Genomic DNA, 22,696 nt, shown 5'->3' with positions numbered 1-22,696 from the left:
TATCCGGGCTGCGGTTACGGCGGTTCCTGTTTCCCCAAGGACGTGCAGGCGCTGGCGCGCACCGCCAGCGAGGTCGATTACCCGGCCGATCTGCTCAATGCCGTCGAGAGCGTCAATCGTCGTCAGAAAAGCACCCTGTTCGCCAAGCTCAATCAGGCCTTCGACGGCAACCTGACCGGCAAGACGATTGCCCTGTGGGGACTGGCCTTCAAGCCCAACACCGATGACATGCGTGATGCCCCGAGCCGCGACGTCATGGAGGCACTGTGGGCGGCTGGCGCCAAGGTCCAGGCCTATGACCCGGAGGCCATGAAGGAATGCCGCCGCCTCTATGGTGAGCGCGATGACCTGGTGCTGGTGGCCGATCGCATTCAGGCCGTGAAGGGCGCGGATGCCCTGGTCATCTGTACCGAGTGGAAAGAGTTTCGGATTCTCGACTTCGACTGGCTCAAGGCGCAGCTCGCCATGCCGGTAGTGGTCGACGGGCGTAACCTGTTCCCGCCGAAGGCCGTCAAGGACGCGGGCCTGATGTACTACGCCGTGGGCCGCGGGGCGTCACTGAAGGCACAATAATTGCGATATACACGGATTCTTCTTAGCTTTGAATCGCCCTGCCTATTAATCTAGGGCGATTCAGGCTTGCACTTGACAAAGGTTTAGCCGATTAGAATACGCTCCCGAAGGTGCTCTATTACGGCATCCGCCGCCTCTTCGCTACTCATATCTCCTGTTCTCAGGTGGAGGTCAGGGGCATCGGGCGCTTCGTAGGCAGAGTCGATGCCGGTGAAGTTCTTCAGCTCGCCTCGCCTGGCTTTCTTGTACAGCCCCTTGGGGTCACGGTCTTCGGCCACTTCAAGCGGGGTGTCGACGAAGATCTCGATGAATTCACCATCATCCACCAAGTCCTTGGCTAACTGCCGCTCGCTGCGGAAGGGCGATATGAAAGCTGTCAGCACGATCAGGCCCGCATCCACCATCAGTTTGGCGGTCTCGCCTACACGGCGAATATTCTCGACTCGGTCGGCATCGGTGAAGCCCAGGTCACGGTTGAGGCCGTGGCGCACGTTGTCGCCATCCAGCAGGTAGGTGTGTTGGCCGGCGGCATGTAGTTTTTTCTCGACTAGGTTGGCAATGGTCGATTTTCCGGCCCCTGAGAGACCGGTGAACCACAGCACGGCAGGGCGTTGATTCTTGGCAGTGGAACGTGCTTGCTTGTCGACATCCACGTGCTGCATGTGAATGTTCTGGCTCCGGCGCAGTGCAAAGTGCAGCATACCAGCGCCAACGGTGTTATTGGTCATTCGGTCAATGAGAATGAAACCGCCAGTGTCCTGATTGTCCTTGTATGGGTCGAAGGCGACCGGGCGGTTCAGGCTCAAGGTGCAAACGCCGATGGCATTGAGGTCCATCTGCTTGCCAGCGGTGTGCTCGAGCGTATTGACGTTAATCTGGTACTTGATGTCCGTGACGGTCGCTGAGACGGTCTGCGTACCGAGCTTCATCAGATAGGGGCGACCGGGCAGCAGTGCTTGTTCATGCATCCACACGATGGTGGTCTCAAACTGGTCGGCTGTTTGAGCCGGCTGATCCACGCCCGAAATCACATCGCCGCGTGAAATATCGATTTCATCGTCCAGCAGCAAGGTGACGGATTGACCGGCAACGGCCTCATCCAGATCGCCATCGAAGGTATAGATGCGCTTGACGGTGCTGTTCTTGCCGGATGGCTGTACGCGAATCGCATCGCCCGGTTTTACGCAACCACTTGAAATCATCCCGCTGAAGCCACGGAAGTCTAGGTTAGGGCGGTTGACCCACTGCACCGGCATGCGGAAAGGCGTACGTTGCAGGTGTGCTTCATCTATCTCGACGGTTTCGAGATAGGCCATCAGCGTAGGGCCGTGATACCAGGGCATGTGGTGTCCATGCTCGATAACGTTATCGCCCTTTAGCGCCGACATCGGGATGAAAGTGATCTTTTCCAGGCCGAGTTGCTGGGCCAAGTCGCGGTATTCCTCGACGATTGCGTCGAATCGCGCCTGCGAGTAGTTCACCAGGTCCATCTTGTTGATCGCCACCACCACATGGCGTATCCCAATCAGTGACATCAGAAAGCTATGGCGGCGCGTCTGTGTCAGGATGCCGTGGCGTGCGTCGACCATCAGAATGGCGGCATCGGCAGTCGAGGCACCGGTCACCATGTTACGGGTGTACTGCTCGTGCCCAGGCGTATCGGCAACGATGAACTTGCGTTTGTCGGTGGAAAAGTAACGGTAGGCCACATCGATGGTGATGCCCTGTTCACGCTCTGCGGCCAGGCCGTCCACCAGCAGGGCGAAGTCCATGTCGCCGCCCTGGGTACCGTACTTGCGTGAGTCGGCTTCAATGGCCGCTAATTGATCCTCGAATAGCAGCTTGGATTCGAACAGCAGTCGTCCGATCAGTGTGCTCTTGCCGTCATCCACGCTGCCACAGGTAATGAAGCGCAGCAGTCCTTTGTTCTCGTGTGACTGGAGGTAGCCCTCAATGTCACCGGCGATCATGTCGGAAGCGTGTGCCATCAGAAATACCCCTCTTGCTTTTTCTTTTCCATGGATGCCGCACTGTCGTGGTCAATGACGCGGCCTTGTCGTTCGGATGTTCTGGTGAGCAGCATTTCCTGGATGATCGCCGGCAAAGTGTCGGCCTCGGATTCCACGGCACCGGTCAGCGGATAGCAGCCCAGGGTGCGGAAGCGCACCTTGCGCATCATGGGTACTTCGCCTGGCTCCAGCGGCATCCGTTCATCGTCGACCATGATCAGGGCGCCATCACGTTCCACGACAGGCCGTTCTCCGGCGTAGTAGAGAGGAACGATGGGGATGTTCTGCAAGTAGATATATTGCCAGATATCCAGCTCGGTCCAGTTGGAGAGCGGGAACACGCGTATTGATTCACCCTTGTGCTTGAAGGTGTTGAAAACCTTCCAGAGTTCGGGGCGTTGGTTCTTTGGATCCCAGCGGTGCTGAGCGGTGCGAAACGAGAAAACACGCTCCTTGGCGCGGGACTTTTCTTCGTCGCGACGCGCGCCGCCGAAGGCGGCATCGAACCCGTACTTGTCCATTGCCTGCTTGAGGCCTTCGGTCTTCATTACATCGGTATGAATCGCCGAGCCGTGGGTGAAGGGGTTGATATCCTTCTCGATGCCTTCTGGATTGATGTGAACCAGCAGGTCCATGCCCGCTTCCTCGGCCATCCGGTCTCGGAACTCGTACATGGCACGAAACTTCCAGCGGGTGTCCACGTGGAGGAGCGGGAATGGGGGAGGAGATGGCGCAAAGGCTTTGCGTGCCAGATGCAGCATCACGGCGCTATCCTTGCCGACGGAATAGAGCATCACCGGGTTCTCGGACTCGGCGACCACCTCGCGCATGATCTGGATGCTCTCGGCCTCAAGGCGTTGAAGATGGGTGAGTGTCGTCATCGTTGTTCCATTTGGTGGTAAATGCGCGGCTTATCGTAGTTGTGTGCCCGCTTATAGCTTGCTGTTGGGCGGTACGCCGAGAAGTTGAAAATCAGTGTGTTGCTCGAGCCAAGCGGCGATCTCTGCGCTTGCCTTGAAAAAGGCTCCATGGAAAATCAGTGCTGTGGGGCCTTGATCGGCCAAGCGCTCGAACAATTCAATATAGTCTCTGGCCTTTGGTGGCGAAGCGAAGCGGCAGGTATGCAGCACGCCGCGCTTGCCATGCACATACAGCTGGTAGCAACGCGCCTGTCGACCGTCTGAATTTGTGACGACGCGCACACCTCCCTGCCAGTGAGCACCGCCGAGGCTCCGCACTCGCTCAAGAACCGGCTGTACTTGCTGATGCAGCCACCGCCCTTTGCGCGAACGCTTTGTCGTGGTCTCAAGTGACATGGGCGCCGGTTTGAGATCCCGCGCCTCCAGCCAGTGTTCTATAGCGCGCGGCGAGACCTTCCGCCCTGTCTCATCGCTGAGTGCCTCTGCCAGCTCCCGGCTAGTCCAGCCAGGGCTTTTATCGGCAGGCCAGCGAGATAGCTGCTGCCACAGGAACTCTCTTTCAGTCTCACCCAGTCTCTGGGGGTTGCCCTTGTGACGGCCACGAGGGCGAACCGGCACCGCCTGCCAGCCTCCCTCCCTAAAGGCCTTCCACGCGGCCGAAATCGTCGGTGCAGATAGCCCGGTGCGTTTTGCGGTGTTAGCCACTGTCTGGCCGTCGAGGCGTAAGCGAACAGCCTCAAGACGGCGCTGGTTGAGTATTTCAGGCGATAAATGTTTAGTGATCATTGTGTTTTCAATGCACTGAAATTAAAGAGAAAAAATTTGGCTTCCGCACTGCGGGTGCATGCCTGTTCGACATCATCATAAAAGGCCCCGTAAACTCCCACAAGTTTTCTGCAGCCTTCAAGGATGAATCGGATGACAGCTTGGTTGGTACTGCTTTCCTTGGCCGGCCTGTTGGCCTTGCTGGTGTCGGGTTTGGTGCGGCCTGCCATCGCCTTCGTCACCATGGCCGCTGGCTACTTAGTCTGTGGACTGGTGGATACCACTGTGCTTCTTCAGCAATACACCAACCCGGCCTTGGCCACCTTGCTGTTGCTGCTGCTTGTGTCATTAGCCTTGGAGCGCTCGCCGTTGCTTGACTGGGTGTCACAGCACCTTCTGCAAAGGCGTCCTGATAAGGCGGTCGTGAAGTTGATGGGCGTCAGTGCTGTTCTTTCGGCTTTTCTCAATAATACGGCCGTGGTCGCGAGTTTCCTGAGTACGATTTCACGGCAAGACCGTATTGCCCCGTCTCGGCTGCTGATCCCGCTTTCCTATGCTTCCATCCTAGGTGGGATGACTACTCTGGTTGGGACCTCGACCAACCTGGTGGTCAATTCTTTCGCGATGGGCAGCGCAGGCATCGAACTTGGTATGTTTCAGTTCAGCCTGGTGGGTGTGCCCGTGGCGCTGCTGACTTTTGTGGTGTTGGTATGGCGAGCAGCAACATTGCCGCATCATCACCCGGAGGAAGCTGAAGATAAGCTTTCCTATTTCCTGGCGGCCGACCTCGAGCGAAGCTCCGAGTTGGTTGGCAAGAGCATAGAAGCCAATGGTTTGCGCAGCCTGGATGGCCTCTATCTGCTCGAGATTGAGCGAGAAGGGCGGCTGATCACTCCCGTGGGGCCGGAAGAAGTGCTGCATGCAGACGACACGCTGGTATTCACCGGCGCGGTGAGCAAAGTGCAAGCGCTCCAGCGTTTCCCGGGGCTCAAGCTGTTTGGGCACCACGCCGATGACCTGCTGGCCACCAACCTGATGGAAGTCGTGGTCTCGCATGAATCGGAGCTGTCGGGACGGACGTTGCAGGAAGTCGATTTTCGCAGCATGTTCAATGCGGGGGTGGTGGGCATTCGTCGTGGGGGTAAACGCTTGGAAGGCCAGTTGGGGCAAATTCCGCTGCGAGTGGGCGACTGTCTATTGATGGCGGTAGGGAGCGACTTTCATCAGCATCGTAACCTGGATCGCAACTTTCACTTGCTGAGCGGCAGCCCCACCCGGCCACGCCTGAGTACCTGGGAAAGTGGCTTGACCCTGGCAGGGTTTGCGGGCGTGATTGGGCTGTCGGCCCTTGAGCTTTTGCCCTTGTTTCATGGTTTGCTGTTGTTGATGGGGGGATTGTTGCTTGGGCGTGTGCTGAGCCCTTCAGAGTTGCGTCGACGCTTCCCCTTTGAGCTTTGGATGATCATCGGCTCGGCACTGGCTATTGCTCAAGGACTGGAGACATCCGGCGCGGCAGAACTGCTGGCCGATGGCATGCAGGCAATGTTCAATGGTCACGGCGTGTATGGCGCATTTATCGGCTGCTATCTCCTGACGCTGCTACTGACCGAAACGGTGACCAACAATGCCGCTGCGGCCTTAGGTTTTCCGGTCGCTTGGGCTACCGCTCAGGCCTTGGGCGCCGACCCCATGCCCTTCATCATGGCTGTCGCCTATGGGGCCAGTGCCTGCTTCTTGATTCCCTATGGGTATCAGACCCATCTGATGGTCTACTCGCCGGGGCGGTATAGTCTGAACGACTTTCTACGTATTGGTGCCCCGGTCAGCGTTGCCTACTCGGCAGCCGTGCTCGTATTGACCCCCATCGTCTTTCCTTTTTAAGAGGGCCTCTGCAACGGCCGAAGTGAAGCTCGTCCCATCGGCTGTGTACAATGGGGCGCTAAGTTGAAGCGCTAACACGAAGCGGAATGCGGCAGATACCATTTTTCGGATGGGTTTCAGAGCGCGTCAGGGGCGTGGTCCTAGTGTACTGTACGATAAGATGCGGAGAACCAATAAAGGCATGGATGTGACATACCCATACGAACGTCGCCACTCCCGGTGGTATGAGCAACTCCTGCTGGGCCTGCCTTTCCAGGTATTGGTCGGGCTACCGCTGGTGATTGTGCTGCCTGCTCTAGAGCGTTGGGGCTGGGGGTTCTGGCAAACCATGCCGGATTATCGCTTCAACACCATCGTGGCGCTCGGCTTGGCCTTTGTGGCTATTACCCTGTGCTTGCGGCGGTTTGCCCGCTTTCCCGGCGTGCAGGTGGCCGCTTATATTTTGCCCACTGTCAGCTTGGCCTTTCTCGTGGTGGTGGCCATCCTCTTCTTCACCAGGGAAGAGTACACACGCCAAGTACTGTTTACGGGGTATCTGGCTTCGCTGCTGTGGTTCTTTGCCGGTTACTTCATCGGTAGGCGCTACCGCCGTATGAAAATCGCGGTGGTACCTGTAGGGAATGCCCTGCAATTGAAGCCCACAGCGAGGATAGAGCTGCGCCAGCTATGTACTCCAGAACCGGATGGCACCCGCTATGATGCTGTCGTGGCGGATCTGAGAAGCGAGGACCTGGGGGCCGAATGGGAGAAGTTTCTAGCGCAATGCACCCTGTGCAGAATTCCGGTTTATCACGTCCGCCAGATGCAGGAGTCCATCACCGGTCGTGTCCGGGTCGACCATCTTTCGGAGAATGAATTTGGCTCTTTGCTGCCATCTGCCATGTACGCCGGCTTGAAGCGTTGTGCTGATTTGCTGGGGGCGTTGCTGCTGCTACCCGTTCTTGCTCCCATCATGCTGCTTACGGCCTTGGCGATAAGGAAAGATAGTCCCGGTCCCGCGCTGTTTCTTCAGGAGCGCATGGGTTACCGCGGTGTTCCGTTCAAGGTCTACAAGTTTCGCAGCATGTATATCGATCGAGAGGGCAAGGGCTTCACCGATGGTGATGACGACCCCCGCATCACCCGGGTTGGCAAGGTGATCCGCAAGTACCGCCTTGATGAGCTCCCTCAGTTGTTCAATGTGTTGAAAGGTGAGATGAGCTTTATTGGCCCTCGCCCAGAATCGATGCAGCTATCCGAGTGGTATGAGCGCGATGTGCCTTTCTTCCGGTACCGCCATGTCGTCCGGCCGGGCATTTCCGGCTGGGCTCAGGTCGAGCAGGGCTATGCGGCGGAGATCGATGGCATGACAACGAAGCTGCAATATGACTTTTACTATATCAAGCACTTCTCGCTATGGCTTGATGTGTTGGTGCTATTCAAGACTGTCAAGACGGTGTTTACCGGTAATGGTGCTAGATAGTAAAGTCAATTATCTTTTCGATGTTTCAAGAAGGGGTGGCTTTGTGCTGCCCCTTTTTTTTATCTTAATTATTTTTAATTTAGTTGTTGATGGGAAGGTATCTGCAAATAGGTGGTAGTTTTACCTACTTTCACTTTCCAATATATCAAGGTCCTGAAGGGGGTGATAAATATCATCGGGATGAAGGCTGTAAAAAGACTCAAGGTTTCCGCGGGAAGGTCACAAGTCGCTGATATAATTGAGTGTTTTTTTGGCTGAATCAAGGAGCTGCGCTAGGTTCGCACTCGTTACGAAAAAGTGCCCAGCAAGTTTCAGGACAATGATATGCATTGCTTGCTTGACCGCTCCTTGCGTGTCGTCTTGTCAAACAGAGGCTAATCAGCCACGGCCATTCGCCCCATTTTCTTTCACAAGGGGCTGAAGCAACATGCGGTCCAGTCGCAGGTCATGTGCTGATCTAAATGCCTTTATGCCGATTGTCATGCCGAGATGGCCGGCCGCAGGCTGGTCTCGGTAAGTGCCGAACAGTCGATCCCACCAGGGCAGGTTGAAGCTGAAGTTGCTGTCGGTTTCCTGGCGAACAATGGAGTGGTGGACGCGGTGCATGTCGGGTGTCACCACGACCAGGCGTAGCCAATGGCCAACTCTGGTGGGTAGGCGGATATTGCCGTGGTTGAACATCGAGGTGGCGTTGAGCAACACCTCAAAGATCAGTACGGCCAGCGCCGGCGCGCCGAGCAGGGTCACCACGGCAAGCTTGATGCCCATCGAGATCAGGATCTCAAGGGGGTGGAAGCGCAGACCCGTGGTGACATCGAACTCCAGGTCCGCATGATGCATTCGATGCAACCGCCACAGCCAAGGAACGGCATGGAAGAGGCGGTGCTGGAAGTAGATAGCTACGTCCAACATGATCACGCAGACGATCACGGTCAGCCATATTGGGACCGACACCAGATTGAAGAGGCCCCAGCCCCGTTCGGTGGCCAGCAGGGCGGCCCCCACGGCGGCGAGCGGGAAAACCAGACGCACCACCAAGGTACCGAGAGCCACAATGGCCAGGTTGCTTGGCCAGCGGAGGCGGCGATGAATGCGCTGGGGACGTCGTGTGGCAATGACCTCCCATAGAGCCACTGTCAACAGCATGCAGGCGAAGGCACCCGCTCTGATCAGCGGTTCATGGCGCAGGAGCATCTCGGTCAAGGTGATGCCCCCTGTAAGGCGACGGGTAATCCCGCCGTTTTCCACTCTGATAGTCTTTGGCTAGTGTTCAAATAGCCTTTGGATAACCTTCCTCGAGGCGTCGGGCGCGATAGCCGAGGAGAGTCAGTAAAACAGGGTCAGTAAAACCGGGTCAGTAAAAAACGTACTACTCGACCAGTGACGAAGTCGAAGCCTATCAACACAGGTGTAACATGAAGTGGCGATACTGGTGTTGATAATACTAGCCTGGTGCTGACCATTCCCACGGCTATCGACTGAACCTGAGCCCCACTGCTCAATGCTGCATGCGACTCGGTGCGCGGGAACAGTGCCAGCAAATCACCCACCTCAGGCTATGCCGTCCAACTGATCTTGGTCGGGAAGGTTGGCTGTGCCCAAGCGGAAGCTGCTGGCCCTTACCGATGAAGTCGTGAAGGAAGAGAATTGTGCTACTGAATCCAAGCAAAAATGACAAGGAACCTGAGCGATGAGCGATACTCCCCGCTCTGTTGGATATGTTAGAGAAGTTTTCAGTGCCTTTCTGGTGCTGGGCTTGACCGCCTTCGGTGGTCCCATCGCCCACCTTGGCTACTTTCGTACTGAATTCGTGGCGCGGCGGCGTTGGCTGTCCGAACAGGCCTATGCTGACGTCGTCGCGTTGTGCCAGTTCCTGCCGGGACCGGCCAGCAGCCAAGTGGGCTTCGCCTTGGGGCTGATGCGTGCCGGCCCTTGGGGAGCAGTGGCGGCCTGGACGGCTTTCACTCTGCCTTCAGCTATTGTATTGGTGCTGTTCGGCATCAGTGCAGCCATCCTCGACGGACCCGTTAGTCAGGGCATCATTCATGGCCTCAAGGTGACAGCGGTGGCCATCGTTGCCCACGCCGTTTGGGGGATGGCGCGCAATCTATGCCCTGACAGGCGCCGCGCTGGCATCGCTCTGCTTGCAGTGTTCACTGTGGTGCTGGTCAGCGGGTCACTGGGCCAGATAGCCGCTATCGTGATCGGCGCTCTGGCGGGGATGGCGCTGTGCCGGCCCCATGCCGAGGCTGAGGTTCACGACGACCTGTCGTGGCCTGTCTCGACACGTGCTGGCCACCTAGCGGGGCTGGCTTTCGCTGTTCTGCTGGTGGGCCTGCCGCTGCTGGCTTGGGCCATCCCCTCCACAACCCTGGCGCTCATGGACGCCTTCTATCGCACCGGTGCCCTGGTCTTCGGGGGTGGGCACGTCGTACTGCCGTTACTGGAAGCCGAGGTGGTGCAGTCCGGCTGGGTGACTGCGGATGAGTTCTTGACAGGCTATGGTGCCGCTCAGGCAGTGCCGGGCCCGCTGTTCACCTTTGCTTCTTATTTGGGCGCGGTGATGCCGCCGTCAGGCGGCAGCTTTTTCGGTGCCGCCCTGGCGTTGTTGATGATTTTCCTACCCGGAATGTTGCTGCTGGTAGCGGTGCTGCCGCACTGGAACCGATTCCGCCGCTGGAACAGCGTGCAGGCACTCATGCGCGGTGCCAATGCGGCCGTCGTGGGCATTCTCGGCGCCGCTCTCTATCAGCCGGTCTGGACCAGCGCCGTTCTTGGCCCTCGAGAGTTCGCCCTGGCGTTGACCGGCTTTCTCCTGCTTAGTGTCTGGAAACTGCCCGCTTGGGTGGTGGTAGGAATCCTTGCCAGTGGCGGCGTACTCATTACCCTCTAGCTGGCATTGCTCTCCATGCCCAGCAGGCACTGTTCCGGAACGCTCGCTTGCCATAAGAGAGCAGTGACAGCCGATACTGCGCTGATGCTCTCTCGTGTGTTTGGCAATACTGTGCAGTTCTGGCTGGGCCTTCAACAAAAGGTGGATATTTGGGAGGCGACTCAGGACGCATACCGCTCATCGCCACGGTGGGGGTAGACATGGCTTACTACTCCTGATCTCATCCAGCGTTGCCCGCTGTGCCGCCAGCCGTGAGGCGTTGCGCCATGAATGTCGTCGTTGTCATAGACCCTCCAATGATTGGGTGAAAAGCTGTTGATCAGGCCAGCAGCGATTCTTCGAAGGGGAAGCGTGAGAGCAGCCGAGTACCTGTCTCGGTCACTAGCAATTGCTCTTCAAGCTTCACACCCTCGCTGCCGCCCTCGGCGCCAAGGTAGCTTTCCACGCAGAGTGTCATGCCGGGCAGGATCACGCCGTCGTAGCCCGCATCCGGGAAATCGGCGATGTGGTAGAGGTAAGGGTATTCGCCACTCATGCCGACCCCATGAGCAGAGAGATAGTAGCGGTTGGCATGGAAGCGCGATGGAATGTCCCAAGCGCGCTCAGCGTAGTCACGAAAGCTCATGCCCGGCTTGATGATGGCCATGTTGTGATGTAGCTGCTCATGAGCCAAACGGTACAGCTCCCGCTGGGCGGCACTGGGGTGATCGGGACCAACGTGGAAGGTGCGCGAGAAGTCTGAGAAGTAGCCATGGCAACCGATTACGTCAGTATCCAGCGCGACCAGTTCGTTGGCGGCCAAGGGTTTGTTGCCGCTTTCCTGGAACCAGGGGTTGGTACGTTGTCCTGAGTTGAGTAGCCGGGTCTCGCAATAATCACCGCCTCGTTCGATTATGGCCTGGTGTAATACCGCCCACAAAGCGTTTTCTGTGATGCCTGGGCGGATGGCCTCGCGCAGCTTGGCCACGCCATCTTCTGTTGCTCGAAGCGAGGCGACGGCGCACTTCACTTCCTCGGGTGACTTGATGCAGCGAGCCAGTTCGACGGGTTGCTGGGCGTCAACGATGGTCATTCCTAGCTCAGCCATGGCAATGGCCGTACCCGCGTTCATGCGCTCCATTCCGACCCTTGCTCTCGGTCCCGCCTGCTCGATGACCAATGCCTGCATCTGACTGGCCCATTCACGCTCACGGGCCGCGATATCGGGGCCAGCCGCGACAAAGCTCGCGGTGAAGCCGGGACGGACTTCATCGATAGTTTCCAGGCCATCGGCCAAATGCAGGCAACCGGCGAACTCGAAGAGGATGACACGGTGCTCAGTGATTAGGCAGTAGCGCGCGGGGGCGTTGCGCGCCGAGAAGACCTGCATATTGCGCGCCCCGGTAGCGTAGCGGATATTAACCGGATCGGAGAGGATCAAGGCACTGATGTCCAGGTGCCGCATCTGCTCGCGTACCCGGGCCAGGCGGTAGCGCCGGACGGCCACTAGGTCGATACCATCACTATCTTTACCCCCGCCGGTAAGGTCGAGGGACTGCAGGTCGGTACGCGCCGCGTGCCAGTCGAGGACGGCCATCGTGATCGTGCTCCTGGAAGTTAATTGATAAGCTGAGTTTTGGCTTGTTAAGTCGTTTCATCATAAGAGTGTCGATTTACTATGTGTATAGCGGGAATTGTTATAGAAAATCATAAGTTGGTATTATGAAAAGCTTTCGGCATCAGCTGCCGCCGCTGCATTCCTTGATGGTTTTCGAAGCCGCTGCCAGAGAGCAGAATTTCTCGCGGGCCGCCCGCGAACTGCATGTGTCCCAGGCGGCAGTAAGCCAACAGGTGCGCGCACTGGAGGACTATTTAGGGACGGCGTTGTTTCGGCGGGCAGGCCGTGGCGTCGAACTGACTCGCCAGGGAGCAGCTCTTCAGCAACGGGTTGATTCGACATTGAGCTATCTAGTCGATGCGGTCCAGTCGGCGTCCTCCATGACCGGACCAGTTGGTGTCAGCATCTCTGCCAATACCGCCATGTCGCATCTGTGGTTGAGCCCTGCTATCAATGCCTTCCGTCGGCACTATCACGATGAAGCCTTCTACCTGCGCATGGTGACTAGCGACCATAGCCAGGATCTGCTTATAGATAACATCGACATTGCTTTGCTCTATGACAGCCCACCCCAGCCGGGATGGCATCTCCAGCCGCTTTTCGAGGAGTGCCTGTTTCCGGTTGCTTCACCGAACTACCTGGATCGGCATGGCCGCACCTTGGAGACACCGGAGGCCTTGCTGATGCACAAGCTGCTCGATTTCGAGCGTATCGAGCCCAACTGGGTGAACTGGAGGCAATGGTTAGAACGCTTGGGGCTCTCGGTAGGGGAGCTGGTACCTGAAGGTGTCTTTAACAGTTACTCGATGCTGATTGACGCTGCCGAGCAAGGTCACGGCATTGCCCTAGGCACGGCATACCAGATCGACGAGAAACTTTCTGCCGGCTCATTAGAGCGGATAGGTCAGGACAGTGTGGTGACAGGGCGGCACTATTGGCTGGCGTTACGGCAGGCAAGCGATGCTAGCTTCGAAGCCAAGCTGCTTGCTGATTGGTTGCTAGGCCGGGTGGGTGGCGGTAAATGATGACTGAGATCATCCAGACCGAGGCGAAGGAATTCGCGAGCGGCGATCAGTACCTCCTTGTCCATGAACTTGCTCCCGAATGAATGGCTGAAGAAGCTCTCTGGCGGCTAGCAGAGAATCACTACTATAGGCGGTTTGATCATCCGGGATTAGCGATGCACAGTGGCGAGCGATGGTCGTTGTTACTGCCGTGTTCTATTAGTCTGGCTGAGCATCAACGTAGCTCTTGTCTGGTTTATAGTGGATCATGACAAAACGACGCTAAGAAAGGTCGCCGTTGATTACAGGGAAGGTTGACTTTTGCCGAAAATAAAAAAGCCAAGCCAGGTGCATTGGAGAACCGGGCAGTTTTGTGAACATGGCAGGGAATGCCTGTATCGCAGGGCGATTACGCCCAGGGTGCGCCTTGAATCTCGTCTGGCACTGGTTCTGGTTGCCGCCATCTTCAGCATGTTCGCTATCTCTGACTACTATTACCTTGGGCCGACCAGAGAGTTTGATTTGCTGGTTACCCTGCGCGCCGTGGTGGTCAGCTCGTGCCTGGTTCTGGCTTTCGCCATCGGACGCTGGGGCAGCTATGCCAGTAAAGTCTGGTTACATGCGTTGCCGCTCTGGGTGCTTTCGACGGGAATTATTCTGATCGTTCCGCTGCGACCCGAGACCCTCTCCACTCAGGTCGTGGCGGTGGTAGTGGCTATCATGGCGTTCTACCTTTTGATTCCCAATTTGCTGACGGTCGTGACAGTCGCCAGTCTCTATTTGAGCATTGGTTTTCTGACTGCCGCGATTGTGACGGCGGAGATTTCTCCAGTGGTGGCGCTGCGTATGGCGCTGTTGCTGATCATGACCAATATTGTGGGGTTCTTTGCCTTGCTGCGGATAGAGTCACTGCAGCGCATACAGTTTGGGCTAATTCACGAAGAGCGTCATCGCAATCGCCAGCTGCTCAAGGAAGTGGCCCATCGAAAAATGCTTGAAGCGCAGTTGCGCGGGCTTGCCGAACGAGATGCGTTGACTGGCCTGAACAATCGGGGCCACTTCATGAAATGGGCTCATGAACTGCTACAGCGCTCGCGAGTCGAGGGGGCGCCGTTCAGTCTGTTCATGCTCGACGTCGATCATTTCAAGGCCATCAACGATACCTGGGGGCATAGTCACGGGGATTGGGCTCTGAGCGAGATCGCGAGGGTCTGCCAACAGTCAGTACGGCCGCAGGATGTGGTCGGTCGCTTCGGTGGCGAGGAGTTCATTGTGGCCCTGCCGAATACCAGGCTCGACGACGCCCGAATCGTGGCGGAGCGTTTGCGAAAGAAAGTGGCCGAGCTGATGTTGAGGGATGAAATGTGCGATCTGAATCTAAGCGTCACGATTGGTATCGCCGAGGCGCATGCCGAAGAGACCGAGTTGGAGCCCCTGATCAAGCGAGCGGACAAGGTGCTGTACGTGGGCAAGAATGAAGGAAGGAACCGTGTGGTTGTATGCTGTGAGGGGATCGAAGAGCGCTAAATGGGCACTAACTGTCGTGTCATGTGTGATTGATTAGGCCAATTCCACTTAACGTGTCGAAGAGCCTCCAGGATTGACCTGACTCACACTGTGATCGATCTAACATGAAAGACTTGGTGCTGTAAGGGGGCTCGGTTCGCGACAGTCAGTACTGTTCGACCCTGTACCCGTCGATGCTGACCCGGCATGATTTCAAGAGCAGTATGAGTGTCAGAGTCAACTGCTACACGGCAATGCCTGTGCCGAGAGCTTCTTCCACAAATCGTGAGCGCAAGGCAAAGGGACATGGGGAACGGGGGTCTCATGAAGGCACCTCATGCTTTACTGGGCGGTTGTCTTGCCAATGGCGCTGTGTCGAAGGGTGTACGCCAAAGGTTTCGCTAACCTCGATACCTTGTGTGTCGGCGAGTAAGGCGATGATCGCCATGTGATGAATGGCGTGACTGGTCAAAAAAGCCAGTTCTCGCTCGAGGCTAGTGCTCAAGGACAGTGTGTGGTCGCCGGCCCGGTACGTCAGATGCTGGCGATAGGCGGCCGTGTCGTGCTGCTCGAGTCGAGTCAGGCGCTCACGCAGGTGATGGAGATGCTCGAGCGCGACTTCTGGGTGTCGCTCGAGATCAGGGTCGCGCCGGCGATGCTCGTAATCGATGGCAACGGCCATCGTGTCGAGTCGCGCAGCCAATAGTGCCTCATAGTGATCGAGGATATGTCGGATGTGCTTGCCGATAGAATGCCGGGCATCGGCGCCATGCGGGGCGTTATAGCATCCGGCTGGCAGCGTGCTTACGAACGTCTCCAGCTGTTGCAAGGTATCGATGGTCTCTTCCAGCAAGGCATTCAGCGCAGGGTTAGGCATCACGGATACTCCCGTTGGGGCAAGTCAGGGCGCGAGGTCGCGGGTGGGCTCGCGCCCTGCGGTGGATGATATCAGGTGGCTAGCTTAGCCTTTGGCTTCTGCCTCGCCTTCGCCTTCACCTTCGCCTTCGCCTTCACCTTCTGCCTCGCCCTCGGCACTCGCCAATAACAAAGCTGCGTTCTGGGACGGTGTGGTGTAACCCGCTGTATCGTTCATGTTATCCGCCATTGCCTGGGCGGCGAACGGGCCGGTCAGTAGAAGCAACATGGGTGTCGTATAGAGCACCTGCCGGCTCAGGCGCTGCATCAGGCACTGACGCTTGCTTTCATGTGATGTCATGATTGCACTCCTTTTTACTGCAGTGATTGGCGGTACGAGATACCGCCGTCAAAGAGGCCTTGACGCAACGTCAACCGGCCTCGGGACTCGCTTCGGCTTCGGCTTCGGCTTCGGCTTCGGCTTCGGCTTCGGCCTCGGCCTCAGGGCTGGCCTCCGCTTCGGGACCGGCTTCCGCCTCGGGACTGGCCTCGGCCGAGGCGAACATGTAGTAGCCCGCGGGAGTGGCCAGGTCAGAATAGATCGCATGCATGGCTGATCCGCCGACCAATACGGCGAGTGCCGGGACGCTATAGGCGATACCGCGTGACAGGGTATCGAGCAGGGTGCGACGTGAGTGCTGGGTCATGAGGTATGCTCCGTTGTGACTCGCCAGGATGGTGATGATCGGTTCAGCTTTGATTGCCCTTGGCCATTAGATACAAGGCAATCAATACCAGCGTGACCTGAAACATCATGCCGCCTAGCGGGTGGCTGGCGGTGGCCATGAAGTGCCACTGGCCCCAGTGCTCCATGAAAATCGCGCCCAGCAGAATCGGCACTGCAAACAGGGCGCCGACCCGGGTGATGGCATCGCCCACGGGCCCGGCGATCAGCCCGCCGAGCAGAATCAGCGCACCGGTGGAAATCTCGCCCAGGGCGACGGCCAGGGCGATGATCCAGGGCAGCGCCATGATTTGGGCAAAGCCCTCGATGCCGGCGCCCGCGAACTTGTCGACGCCGGTGTACAGGAAGACGCCTGCCATGGCCGCACGCAGCAGCCAATGCGCCCATGAGGCGCGGGGGAGAGAGGCGGAGGCTTTCAGTGCTGAAGTCATCATGTGTTGGTGCTCCTGGGAGGCCATGAGGTGACGAACAAGTAACGATGAGGTAGCGCCGGGTGCGGAGCGCCGGCGTGGGTTTCATGATCCGGTCGCTAGGGCATGCGGTGTGGCGTCTTTCAGGCGTTCTTTCGCCAGTTCTGGCGCATCGCTGGGCAACGAGAACCTCGGCAGCGCCGCGAGCCAGTCGAGCAAGGCGCTGGCGTCCTGCCCGTCCGGGGGGCGCTTGTCGGCATACCGAGATGCCGGTAGCAGCGTTGCGAGCAGTGTCAGCGGGGTCGGCTCGGGCGCGTCGTCATTGCATAGCGCTGCCCCGACGATGTGCAGCTCGGTCGATGGGCTGGGCGAGGGAGCGATGAGTCGTCCTCCGGGGGCGGCCAAGGGAAGTGCCAGCACACGCCCCCGGTCGCCTGCCTGACGGCACCAGGCCAGGCCACGCATCAGGCGATAGCCGAGCGCCTCCGTTAGTATGCGTAGTGGTTGCCAGTCGTCATCGGCCATGGCCACGAGAACAGCCGCATCGGGCGTTTCGGGGTGAATCAGCAGCGCGGCGTCGATCATCATCTGACCTTCGGCGAGCGCGCGTCGACCGAGCTCGTCGATCAAGCGGGGGCCGAGCTCGGCGAGGCCGAGATGAGAGGCTACCCGCTCTGTGCCGATCATGATGGCGTAGCCACTGGGCTCCTGGATCAGCTCGAGTCGTGGCAACGGGTCGCCCTGGGCGGATTCCACCGGTGTGAGCGCCCCCGCCAGTCGCTCTCGTGCTGCCTGACTATCGCTGCGCAAGTCCCAATGGCACCCCGCGATGGCAAGGTAGGTCGGTACCAGGGTGGTCGTCTTCGCGGGCGCCGTCTTCACGTGCGTCGCGACTGTGGACGATGTGCCTGCGTCCGGGTGGGTCGCTAGTTGTTGCAAAAGCCCCTGGCGGCACCAAGCCTCCAGGCATTGCCAGACGTGGCGCTCCAGAGCATCGCGATCGGGCGGAGTGTGGCCGACCTGGCTGGCCTGATACAAATGATCGGCGATGGTATTTGGGGGTTCGCCCTCGCTTGCCAGCAGCCAGATAAGCGCGGCGCTGTCGTTGAGCGAGAGCAAGCTTCCGCGCTGCGTGTCATAGAGAGCCAGGCAGTCGTTATCGATCAACTCGCTGACATTGCCGCGTTGCAGTTGGGGACCGGCCGGGATGTGTGCACCCAGTGTGTCGGCTAGGCGCCAATCCTGGCGGCTGGGCAGGGTAAAGAACGCCAGGTAGTCAGCGGGCGTCGCGCTTGGGTAAAGACGCAGAAAATCCCCGGCGCGTGACAGTTCGCGTTGGGCATCGTCGCGCAAGGTCTGGGGGGAGTCGTCGTTGGCCGGTGTCTCCTGAGCGTCGATATCCACCAGTTCGACCATGTCCTCGACCAGGCGCCGCTTGATGGTTTCCTCCAGCGGTCCGCCGCTGTCGGGGCCGGCGCAAACGCCCAGCGAGGGACTCAGGTTGCATTCGAGTATCCAGGGCTTGAGGTCGGCATCGACCAGGCAATCGATACCCAGCAATTCGTAGCCGCCGCGACTATCGATATTGTCCTCACCACAGCGCTGGCGAAAACTGTCCATGGCGGCAATGACGGTGAGGGTCAACTGGTCGTGGAGGCGTTCGAACAAGGCGTCGTCATCATGCCCTTGTTCGCGAAGCCACGCTCGGTAGCGCTCCAAGTCGATGAACTCGACGGGCACCTCGGCATCGGTATTGTGGGCGTTGATGTCGGGGTTGGTGAGATGGCTGTAGAGGTTGCCGGTATCGCCGTGATCGTAGGGGGCTGACGCCAGCTTGGCGAAGCCCTGTCGGTACACGTAGAGGCGCAGGGGATCGAGCGATGCCAGCAGCACGTAAAGACGCAGGACGTATTTGTGGCCGCGGATAGTGTGCGGGTCGCCGAGATACTCCTGGACCAGCCAGTTGGCCTGCCGGGGCGCGTCGGCGGCATCGTCGAGCAGGCGGATGCCCTTGCCCTTGGAGGCATTGGAAGGCTTGAGGATCCAGCGCTGTGCCGGAGCGGCCAGAGCGGCCTCCTGCAAGGCATGGTAATCATCGGGCATGACATAGGAACGCGGGAAGAAGTCGAGCCGTGCGACCTGAGGTGAATGCGCGCCGAAGCGCTCGCTCATCCGCTCGCGTAGCGTCGCCAGCGATTGATGCAGTCGGTTCTTGAGCGTCAGCGCATTGTTGCCAGGAAGATGGTTGAGCTTATGCTTCGGCGTCAGCTTGCGAAATTGCGCCAGCTCGGGGGTGCCGGTGAACCAGCCCGCCTGCCAGTCTTCGGCATTGCCCAATTGCCAGCCGCGCGCTTCGAGTGCCTCGCGGAAGAAACGGTCCTGCTCGTCGGCGCGTTTGCCTCCTAGCCAGTAGCGACGCGCTCGAGACGATGGGTTGGTCATGTCCCTATCCCCGTACTGATGTTGTGATATCCCTTGAGTCGGGAATGGGGCAGTATCCTTACAGAATTCCTGCCAGGGGCGGTGGCATGGGAGCTGGTGGGCGGAGATGACTGGCTGGGTGAGTGCCGGCAGACCCGGTAAGGAATTTCGCCACGCCACGACCAAACGTTTACCAGTCTTCTGCGCGATGCCGTTTCGGCTTTACCTGACAATTGGCGACTGGTGTTCAGACAAGGCCAGGGTTGGTGTAAGGGTTGGTGTAAAGGCCAGGCTGGTATAAAGGCCAAGATTGGTAGAAAGCCCAAGTCAGTGGCAAGGCAAATGAATTGACAGGTGAAGTTTCGCTTCACGAATAAGGGCGCTGAGAGGCATAAACAAAGCGTCGGCTTTGACTACCTTGGGGCTGGTGGGTGCTTGGTAGGCCACGCCGCATATCGGGAGTTAAACAATGGACAGCCTGCTGAATGGAACTGGGCGCTTGTTGGCGGCTTATCTCAACCAGCCTGTACATTCGCCTTATTCTCAGCCACCGGCTAATATCGCGGCCTTGGGTGAGCTGCTCAAGCCGGCCGACATCATACTAGTGGACGGCAATCGTCGTATCAGTACGGCAATCAAGTATCTGACCCAATCGACCTGGTCTCATGCCGCTATATATATCGGTCGCCTGGAACTGGAGGACGGGAGCTCTGATCAACCCGCTTTAGTCGAAGCAGATGTCGAAAGTGGCGTTCACGTCGTGGGTCTCGAGAGCTTTGCTGGCTTACATTTGCGATTATGCCGGCCCATAGGCCTAACCGAAGAAGATGCCGCACGAGTAATAGCGCATGTGTGTGCACGGATCGGCAATCGCTATGATCTCAAGAATGTTTTTGACCTCGCTCGCTACCTGCTGCCCACCCCGCCGGTACCGTCAGCATGGCGCAGACGCATGCTGGCGCTTGGCAGCGGTGATCCTACTCGCGCCATTTGTTCGTCGCTGATCGCTGAAGCTTTCCAATCCGTGCGCTTTCCGATTCTGCCGTTGATTGAAGTCTTGCCATACGGGCCTAGGGATTGTGTCGACTGCGTACGCGAGCAGTGGCACATTCGTCACCACAGCTTGTTTGTGCCGCGAGATTTCGACGTGTCTCCTTACTTTGCCGTCATCAAACCCAATATGTCTAATGGCTTTGACTATCGCACACTGTCATGGCATTCGGCCGGAATGGTCGGTAGCTAGTGGCCGGTAGCGATTGACCGACGTTGACGACAGAGCTGCCTGAGTGTTTACCGATGCTGGACGATTCGACATGAATGCTGGCCTTATCGAGTGGAGAACGAGGCGTTTTGTTGCCATGCTGATCGCTTGTCATCGATTGGGGAAAAATACCATGGTAGAAAGCCTCGACTCAGCAAGGGATCTGGACTCGCCCGGCGAGCGGCAGCGCCGACTCGAGGCGATAAGACCCAGGTTACTTGCCTTTGCACGCTTGCAATTGCGCGATGCCTCCGAGGCAGATGATGTCGTACAGGAGGCCCTGATCACCGCCTTTGAGAAGAATGCAGACTTCGCTGGCAGGTCCGGTTATGAGACATGGGTATTTGGAATCTTGAAAAATAAGATTCTCGATGCGTTGCGAGCCCAGAAGCGTCGCGGCAAGTGGCAACCATGGGATGATGATGGCGTCGAGGCGGCCGTGGAGCGTCAGTTTCAGGCAACAGGACGGTGGCAGAACATAGCGCGACCCAGGTCCTGGGGAGATCCTGAAGACACCCTTACCAGTGAGCGTTTTTGGCAGGTGTTCGATAGCTGCATGATCGCGCTGCCTGATAACATTGCTCGAATCTTTACTATGCGGGAGCTCATGGGGCTCTCAACGCGACAGATTTGCGAGGAAGCCGGCATAAAAGAAAACAACTGTTGGGTCATTCTGCATCGCGGTCGTTTACTGTTGCGGGCGTGTCTGGAAAAGGGCTGGTTGGCGGAGGCAGACTCATGAAAATGGTGATGTGCCGGGAGGCCACGCGTCTCATGTCGAAACGTCTGGATTCGCCGTTGGGTATTCAGGAAAAAATGACACTGAAGTTTCACTTGGCCATGTGTGGGGCCTGCAAGCAATGCAATAAGCAGTTTCAGCTAATGCACGAGGCGGGCCGTGCATTGGAGAGTCAGGCCACGATACCGTCTTCGGATACGGACGATGGTACTGATGACACGCCATGATGCGCATAAAGGCATTGGCCAGGACCCTCTGACCTCTCTTTTGAAACCCATCTTCATGGGAAGCGATTTTTATCATGTTGCCAAGCAATGCGGCGACTGGTTGTTGTCTCATGAACATGCCATCGCACCGAGTTTTCACCTGGTGACTGAAGGGCAGTGTCGTCTTACCTGGCATGATGGTGGCGTGGAACATTTACAGGCCGGTGACCTGGCATTTTTCCCCGGTGATGCGCCACACCAACTAACGCCAGAGGGGGCTTCAACCGATACGCGGCCGCAGGTGGTGCCGCTTGACAGCCCGCAGCCCGGCGTGGGGTTGATCTGTGGCCACTTTCGCTTCGTGCATGATATTCCCCCTGCTTGGTTCGGTGCCTTGCCGCGTATCGTGCGCATTTCTCGGCCAGCGCGAGGAGAGGCGTTTCAGCAGACGATAGAGGCTTTCGCAAAGGAACTGCCCGCTGAAGATGCGCCTGGGCACAGGCCAGTAACGACTTCTTTGGCCAATGCTCTGTTGATCTTTATGCTTCGGCATTGCCTTGAGACGCGGCTGCTTGACTATCGACACCTGATGTCGTTTCTGGATACTCCGGTTAGCCGCGCACTCGCGTTGTTGCATGAAAACCCTCGGCGAGACTGGACGCTGCACGAGCTGGCCCGTGCCGTTGGACTGTCCCGCTCGAGCTTCAGCGAACGCTTCCATCGCGTCGTGGGGGTGACTGTGGCGCGTTATCACGGGTGGCTACGCATGATGTTGGCGGACCAGGCCCTCGCCAATGGCGAGAGCATCGTAGGTGCCATGCTAGCCAGCGGTTATCGCTCGGAGTCGACTTTTCGCAAAGCCTACAAACGGATCAGAGGGGTGTCGCCATCGCGGCTCAAGGTTCGCTCTACAGAGTGATCACTTCGCTGACCTGCAACACCGGTTCTGTGTTGGTGAAGTGGGGAACATCGTCCATGAGCTTCTGGCCAACCGCATCAAACGCCGCCTCAAAGGCTTGCGATGAATCGAATCCTAAGTGTGCGATGAGGTAATAGGGCGATGAGGCATCGGCACCGCGATGAATTCTCGCGTAACGCAGGCCATGTCGTCCTAGTTGTGCCTCTACTAGGGGAATATGACTTTCCACGTAATAGTTGTCATCGAAGGTGAGGTCCTTCTGGTTTGGGTAAGCTACCATGACATCGATCATTGTCGTTTCCAGAGATATAGTCGTGAGCTGAGAGTCTACGCTAGTTCAGTCGTATGGCGCCTCTAAAGCTTACATAGTCATCCCGCTCATGGCGCAGTGGCGGCTGAGCACGAAGATGCGCGACGCAAGGAGCCGCGCTGAGGCGGCAAGATCCGCTACCGGGTTGGCCGGCCCGCACGATACATGTCGCTCTACCAGAGCATCGAACATTGATGTGTCCAGCATGCACAGCAAAAGG

General features: G+C 58.0%; 22 protein-coding genes. 11 read left to right on the top strand and 11 right to left on the bottom strand.

The window, feature by feature from the left end; all coding sequences use genetic code 11:
- Positions 1-573 (top strand): UDP-glucose/GDP-mannose dehydrogenase family protein (locus tag HUS66_RS16310; RefSeq protein ID WP_175072253.1); only part of this gene is annotated, 573 nt, incomplete at its 5' end.
- An 83-nt stretch (positions 574-656) separates the two neighbouring features.
- Here the strand turns inward: HUS66_RS16310 and cysN are convergent.
- From cysN to HUS66_RS16295, 3 genes are read right to left on the bottom strand one after another with little or no spacing between them, the layout of a single operon-like run.
- Entirely contained in the window at positions 657-2,561 is a 1,905-nt protein-coding gene (gene cysN, locus HUS66_RS16305) for a sulfate adenylyltransferase subunit CysN (protein WP_175072252.1), read from the bottom strand.
- Positions 2,561-3,463: a sulfate adenylyltransferase subunit CysD gene (cysD, locus tag HUS66_RS16300; RefSeq protein WP_175072251.1), complete on the bottom strand. Its 903-nt coding sequence runs from the start codon at positions 3,461-3,463 to the stop codon at positions 2,561-2,563. Before cysD ends, cysN begins: the two co-directional genes overlap by 1 nt.
- A 51-nt stretch (positions 3,464-3,514) precedes the next feature.
- Positions 3,515-4,288 (bottom strand): helix-turn-helix domain-containing protein, encoded by a 774-nt coding sequence (locus HUS66_RS16295; RefSeq protein ID WP_175072250.1) that lies wholly within the window; start codon positions 4,286-4,288, stop codon positions 3,515-3,517.
- A gap of 132 nt (positions 4,289-4,420) precedes the next feature.
- On the opposite strand from HUS66_RS16295, the gene HUS66_RS16290 reads away from it, so the two are divergent.
- Both HUS66_RS16290 and HUS66_RS16285 read left to right on the top strand, forming a co-directional pair.
- Positions 4,421-6,148, top strand: a complete 1,728-nt coding sequence (locus HUS66_RS16290) for an SLC13 family permease (protein WP_175072249.1) — start codon at positions 4,421-4,423, stop codon at positions 6,146-6,148.
- Positions 6,149-6,329: 181 nt separating this feature from the next.
- Positions 6,330-7,610: a sugar transferase gene (locus tag HUS66_RS16285; RefSeq protein WP_175072248.1), complete on the top strand. Its 1,281-nt coding sequence runs from the start codon at positions 6,330-6,332 to the stop codon at positions 7,608-7,610.
- A gap of 378 nt (positions 7,611-7,988) precedes the next feature.
- Here HUS66_RS16285 and HUS66_RS16280 read toward each other — a convergent pair whose 3' ends face one another.
- Positions 7,989-8,804, bottom strand: coding sequence for a sterol desaturase family protein (locus tag HUS66_RS16280; RefSeq protein ID WP_175072256.1), 816 nt, complete (start codon positions 8,802-8,804; stop codon positions 7,989-7,991).
- Between the two features lie 496 nt (positions 8,805-9,300).
- Here HUS66_RS16280 and chrA point away from each other — a divergent pair, with 496 nt between their 5' ends.
- Positions 9,301-10,503: a chromate efflux transporter gene (gene chrA / locus HUS66_RS16275; RefSeq protein ID WP_175072247.1), complete on the top strand. Its 1,203-nt coding sequence runs from the start codon at positions 9,301-9,303 to the stop codon at positions 10,501-10,503.
- 15 nt (positions 10,504-10,518) lie between these two features.
- Complete coding sequence (locus HUS66_RS17990) at positions 10,519-10,701, top strand: HigA family addiction module antitoxin (RefSeq protein ID WP_175072246.1); 183 nt, start codon at positions 10,519-10,521, stop codon at positions 10,699-10,701.
- A gap of 121 nt (positions 10,702-10,822) precedes the next feature.
- On the opposite strand, the gene HUS66_RS16265 is transcribed toward HUS66_RS17990, so the two are convergent.
- Positions 10,823-12,079 carry a M24 family metallopeptidase gene (locus HUS66_RS16265; RefSeq protein WP_175072245.1) on the bottom strand — a complete coding sequence of 419 codons (1,257 nt, stop codon included), beginning with the start codon at positions 12,077-12,079 and terminating at the stop codon, positions 10,823-10,825.
- A 125-nt stretch (positions 12,080-12,204) separates the two neighbouring features.
- Here HUS66_RS16265 and HUS66_RS16260 point away from each other — a divergent pair, with 125 nt between their 5' ends.
- Both HUS66_RS16260 and HUS66_RS16255 read left to right on the top strand, forming a co-directional pair.
- A complete protein-coding gene (locus HUS66_RS16260) occupies positions 12,205-13,125 on the top strand; it encodes a LysR substrate-binding domain-containing protein (protein WP_175072244.1) in 921 nt (306 codons plus the stop codon).
- A 300-nt stretch (positions 13,126-13,425) separates the two neighbouring features.
- Positions 13,426-14,631, top strand: coding sequence for a GGDEF domain-containing protein (locus HUS66_RS16255; RefSeq protein ID WP_175072243.1), 1,206 nt, complete (start codon positions 13,426-13,428; stop codon positions 14,629-14,631).
- 301 nt (positions 14,632-14,932) lie between these two features.
- Here HUS66_RS16255 and HUS66_RS16250 read toward each other — a convergent pair whose 3' ends face one another.
- The 5 genes from HUS66_RS16250 to HUS66_RS16230 all read right to left on the bottom strand — a co-directional run bounded on the left by HUS66_RS16250 (position 14,933) and on the right by HUS66_RS16230 (position 19,062).
- Positions 14,933-15,487 (bottom strand): DinB family protein, encoded by a 555-nt coding sequence (locus HUS66_RS16250; protein WP_175072242.1) that lies wholly within the window; start codon positions 15,485-15,487, stop codon positions 14,933-14,935.
- 84 nt (positions 15,488-15,571) lie between these two features.
- A complete protein-coding gene (locus tag HUS66_RS16245) occupies positions 15,572-15,826 on the bottom strand; it encodes a hypothetical protein (protein WP_175072241.1) in 255 nt (84 codons plus the stop codon).
- 70 nt (positions 15,827-15,896) lie between these two features.
- Positions 15,897-16,172: a hypothetical protein gene (locus tag HUS66_RS16240; RefSeq protein WP_175072240.1), complete on the bottom strand. Its 276-nt coding sequence runs from the start codon at positions 16,170-16,172 to the stop codon at positions 15,897-15,899.
- A 43-nt stretch (positions 16,173-16,215) separates the two neighbouring features.
- Complete coding sequence (locus HUS66_RS16235; RefSeq protein WP_175072239.1) at positions 16,216-16,644, bottom strand: DoxX family protein; 429 nt, start codon at positions 16,642-16,644, stop codon at positions 16,216-16,218.
- Positions 16,645-16,725: 81 nt separating this feature from the next.
- Positions 16,726-19,062, bottom strand: a complete 2,337-nt coding sequence (locus HUS66_RS16230; protein WP_175072238.1) for an amylase — start codon at positions 19,060-19,062, stop codon at positions 16,726-16,728.
- A gap of 448 nt (positions 19,063-19,510) precedes the next feature.
- On the opposite strand from HUS66_RS16230, the gene HUS66_RS16225 reads away from it, so the two are divergent.
- From HUS66_RS16225 to HUS66_RS16210, 4 genes are read left to right on the top strand one after another with little or no spacing between them, the layout of a single operon-like run.
- Positions 19,511-20,284: a YiiX/YebB-like N1pC/P60 family cysteine hydrolase gene (locus tag HUS66_RS16225; RefSeq protein ID WP_175072237.1), complete on the top strand. Its 774-nt coding sequence runs from the start codon at positions 19,511-19,513 to the stop codon at positions 20,282-20,284.
- A 43-nt stretch (positions 20,285-20,327) separates the two neighbouring features.
- On the top strand, positions 20,328-21,044 hold the full coding sequence (locus HUS66_RS16220; protein WP_340162770.1) for a sigma-70 family RNA polymerase sigma factor: 717 nt from the start codon (positions 20,328-20,330) through the stop codon (positions 21,042-21,044).
- Positions 21,041-21,268: a zf-HC2 domain-containing protein gene (locus HUS66_RS16215; RefSeq protein ID WP_175072236.1), complete on the top strand. Its 228-nt coding sequence runs from the start codon at positions 21,041-21,043 to the stop codon at positions 21,266-21,268. The genes HUS66_RS16220 and HUS66_RS16215 overlap by 4 nt, the downstream gene beginning before the upstream one ends.
- The gene (locus HUS66_RS16210) at positions 21,255-22,166 is read left to right on the top strand and encodes an AraC family transcriptional regulator (RefSeq protein ID WP_217488145.1); all 912 of its coding nucleotides are present in this window, start codon (positions 21,255-21,257) and stop codon (positions 22,164-22,166) included. Before HUS66_RS16215 ends, HUS66_RS16210 begins: the two co-directional genes overlap by 14 nt.
- Here the strand turns inward: HUS66_RS16210 and HUS66_RS16205 are convergent.
- On the bottom strand, positions 22,156-22,458 hold the full coding sequence (locus tag HUS66_RS16205) for an EthD family reductase (RefSeq protein ID WP_175072234.1): 303 nt from the start codon (positions 22,456-22,458) through the stop codon (positions 22,156-22,158). The genes HUS66_RS16210 and HUS66_RS16205 overlap by 11 nt on opposite strands.
- Between the last annotated feature and the right edge of the window lie 238 nt (positions 22,459-22,696).

Origin of the sequence: Onishia taeanensis (assembly GCF_013349955.1) — a bacterium.
GTDB classification, from domain to species: Bacteria; Pseudomonadota; Gammaproteobacteria; order Pseudomonadales; family Halomonadaceae; genus Onishia; species Onishia taeanensis_B.
This window is presented reverse-complemented; position numbering and strand designations above follow the sequence as displayed.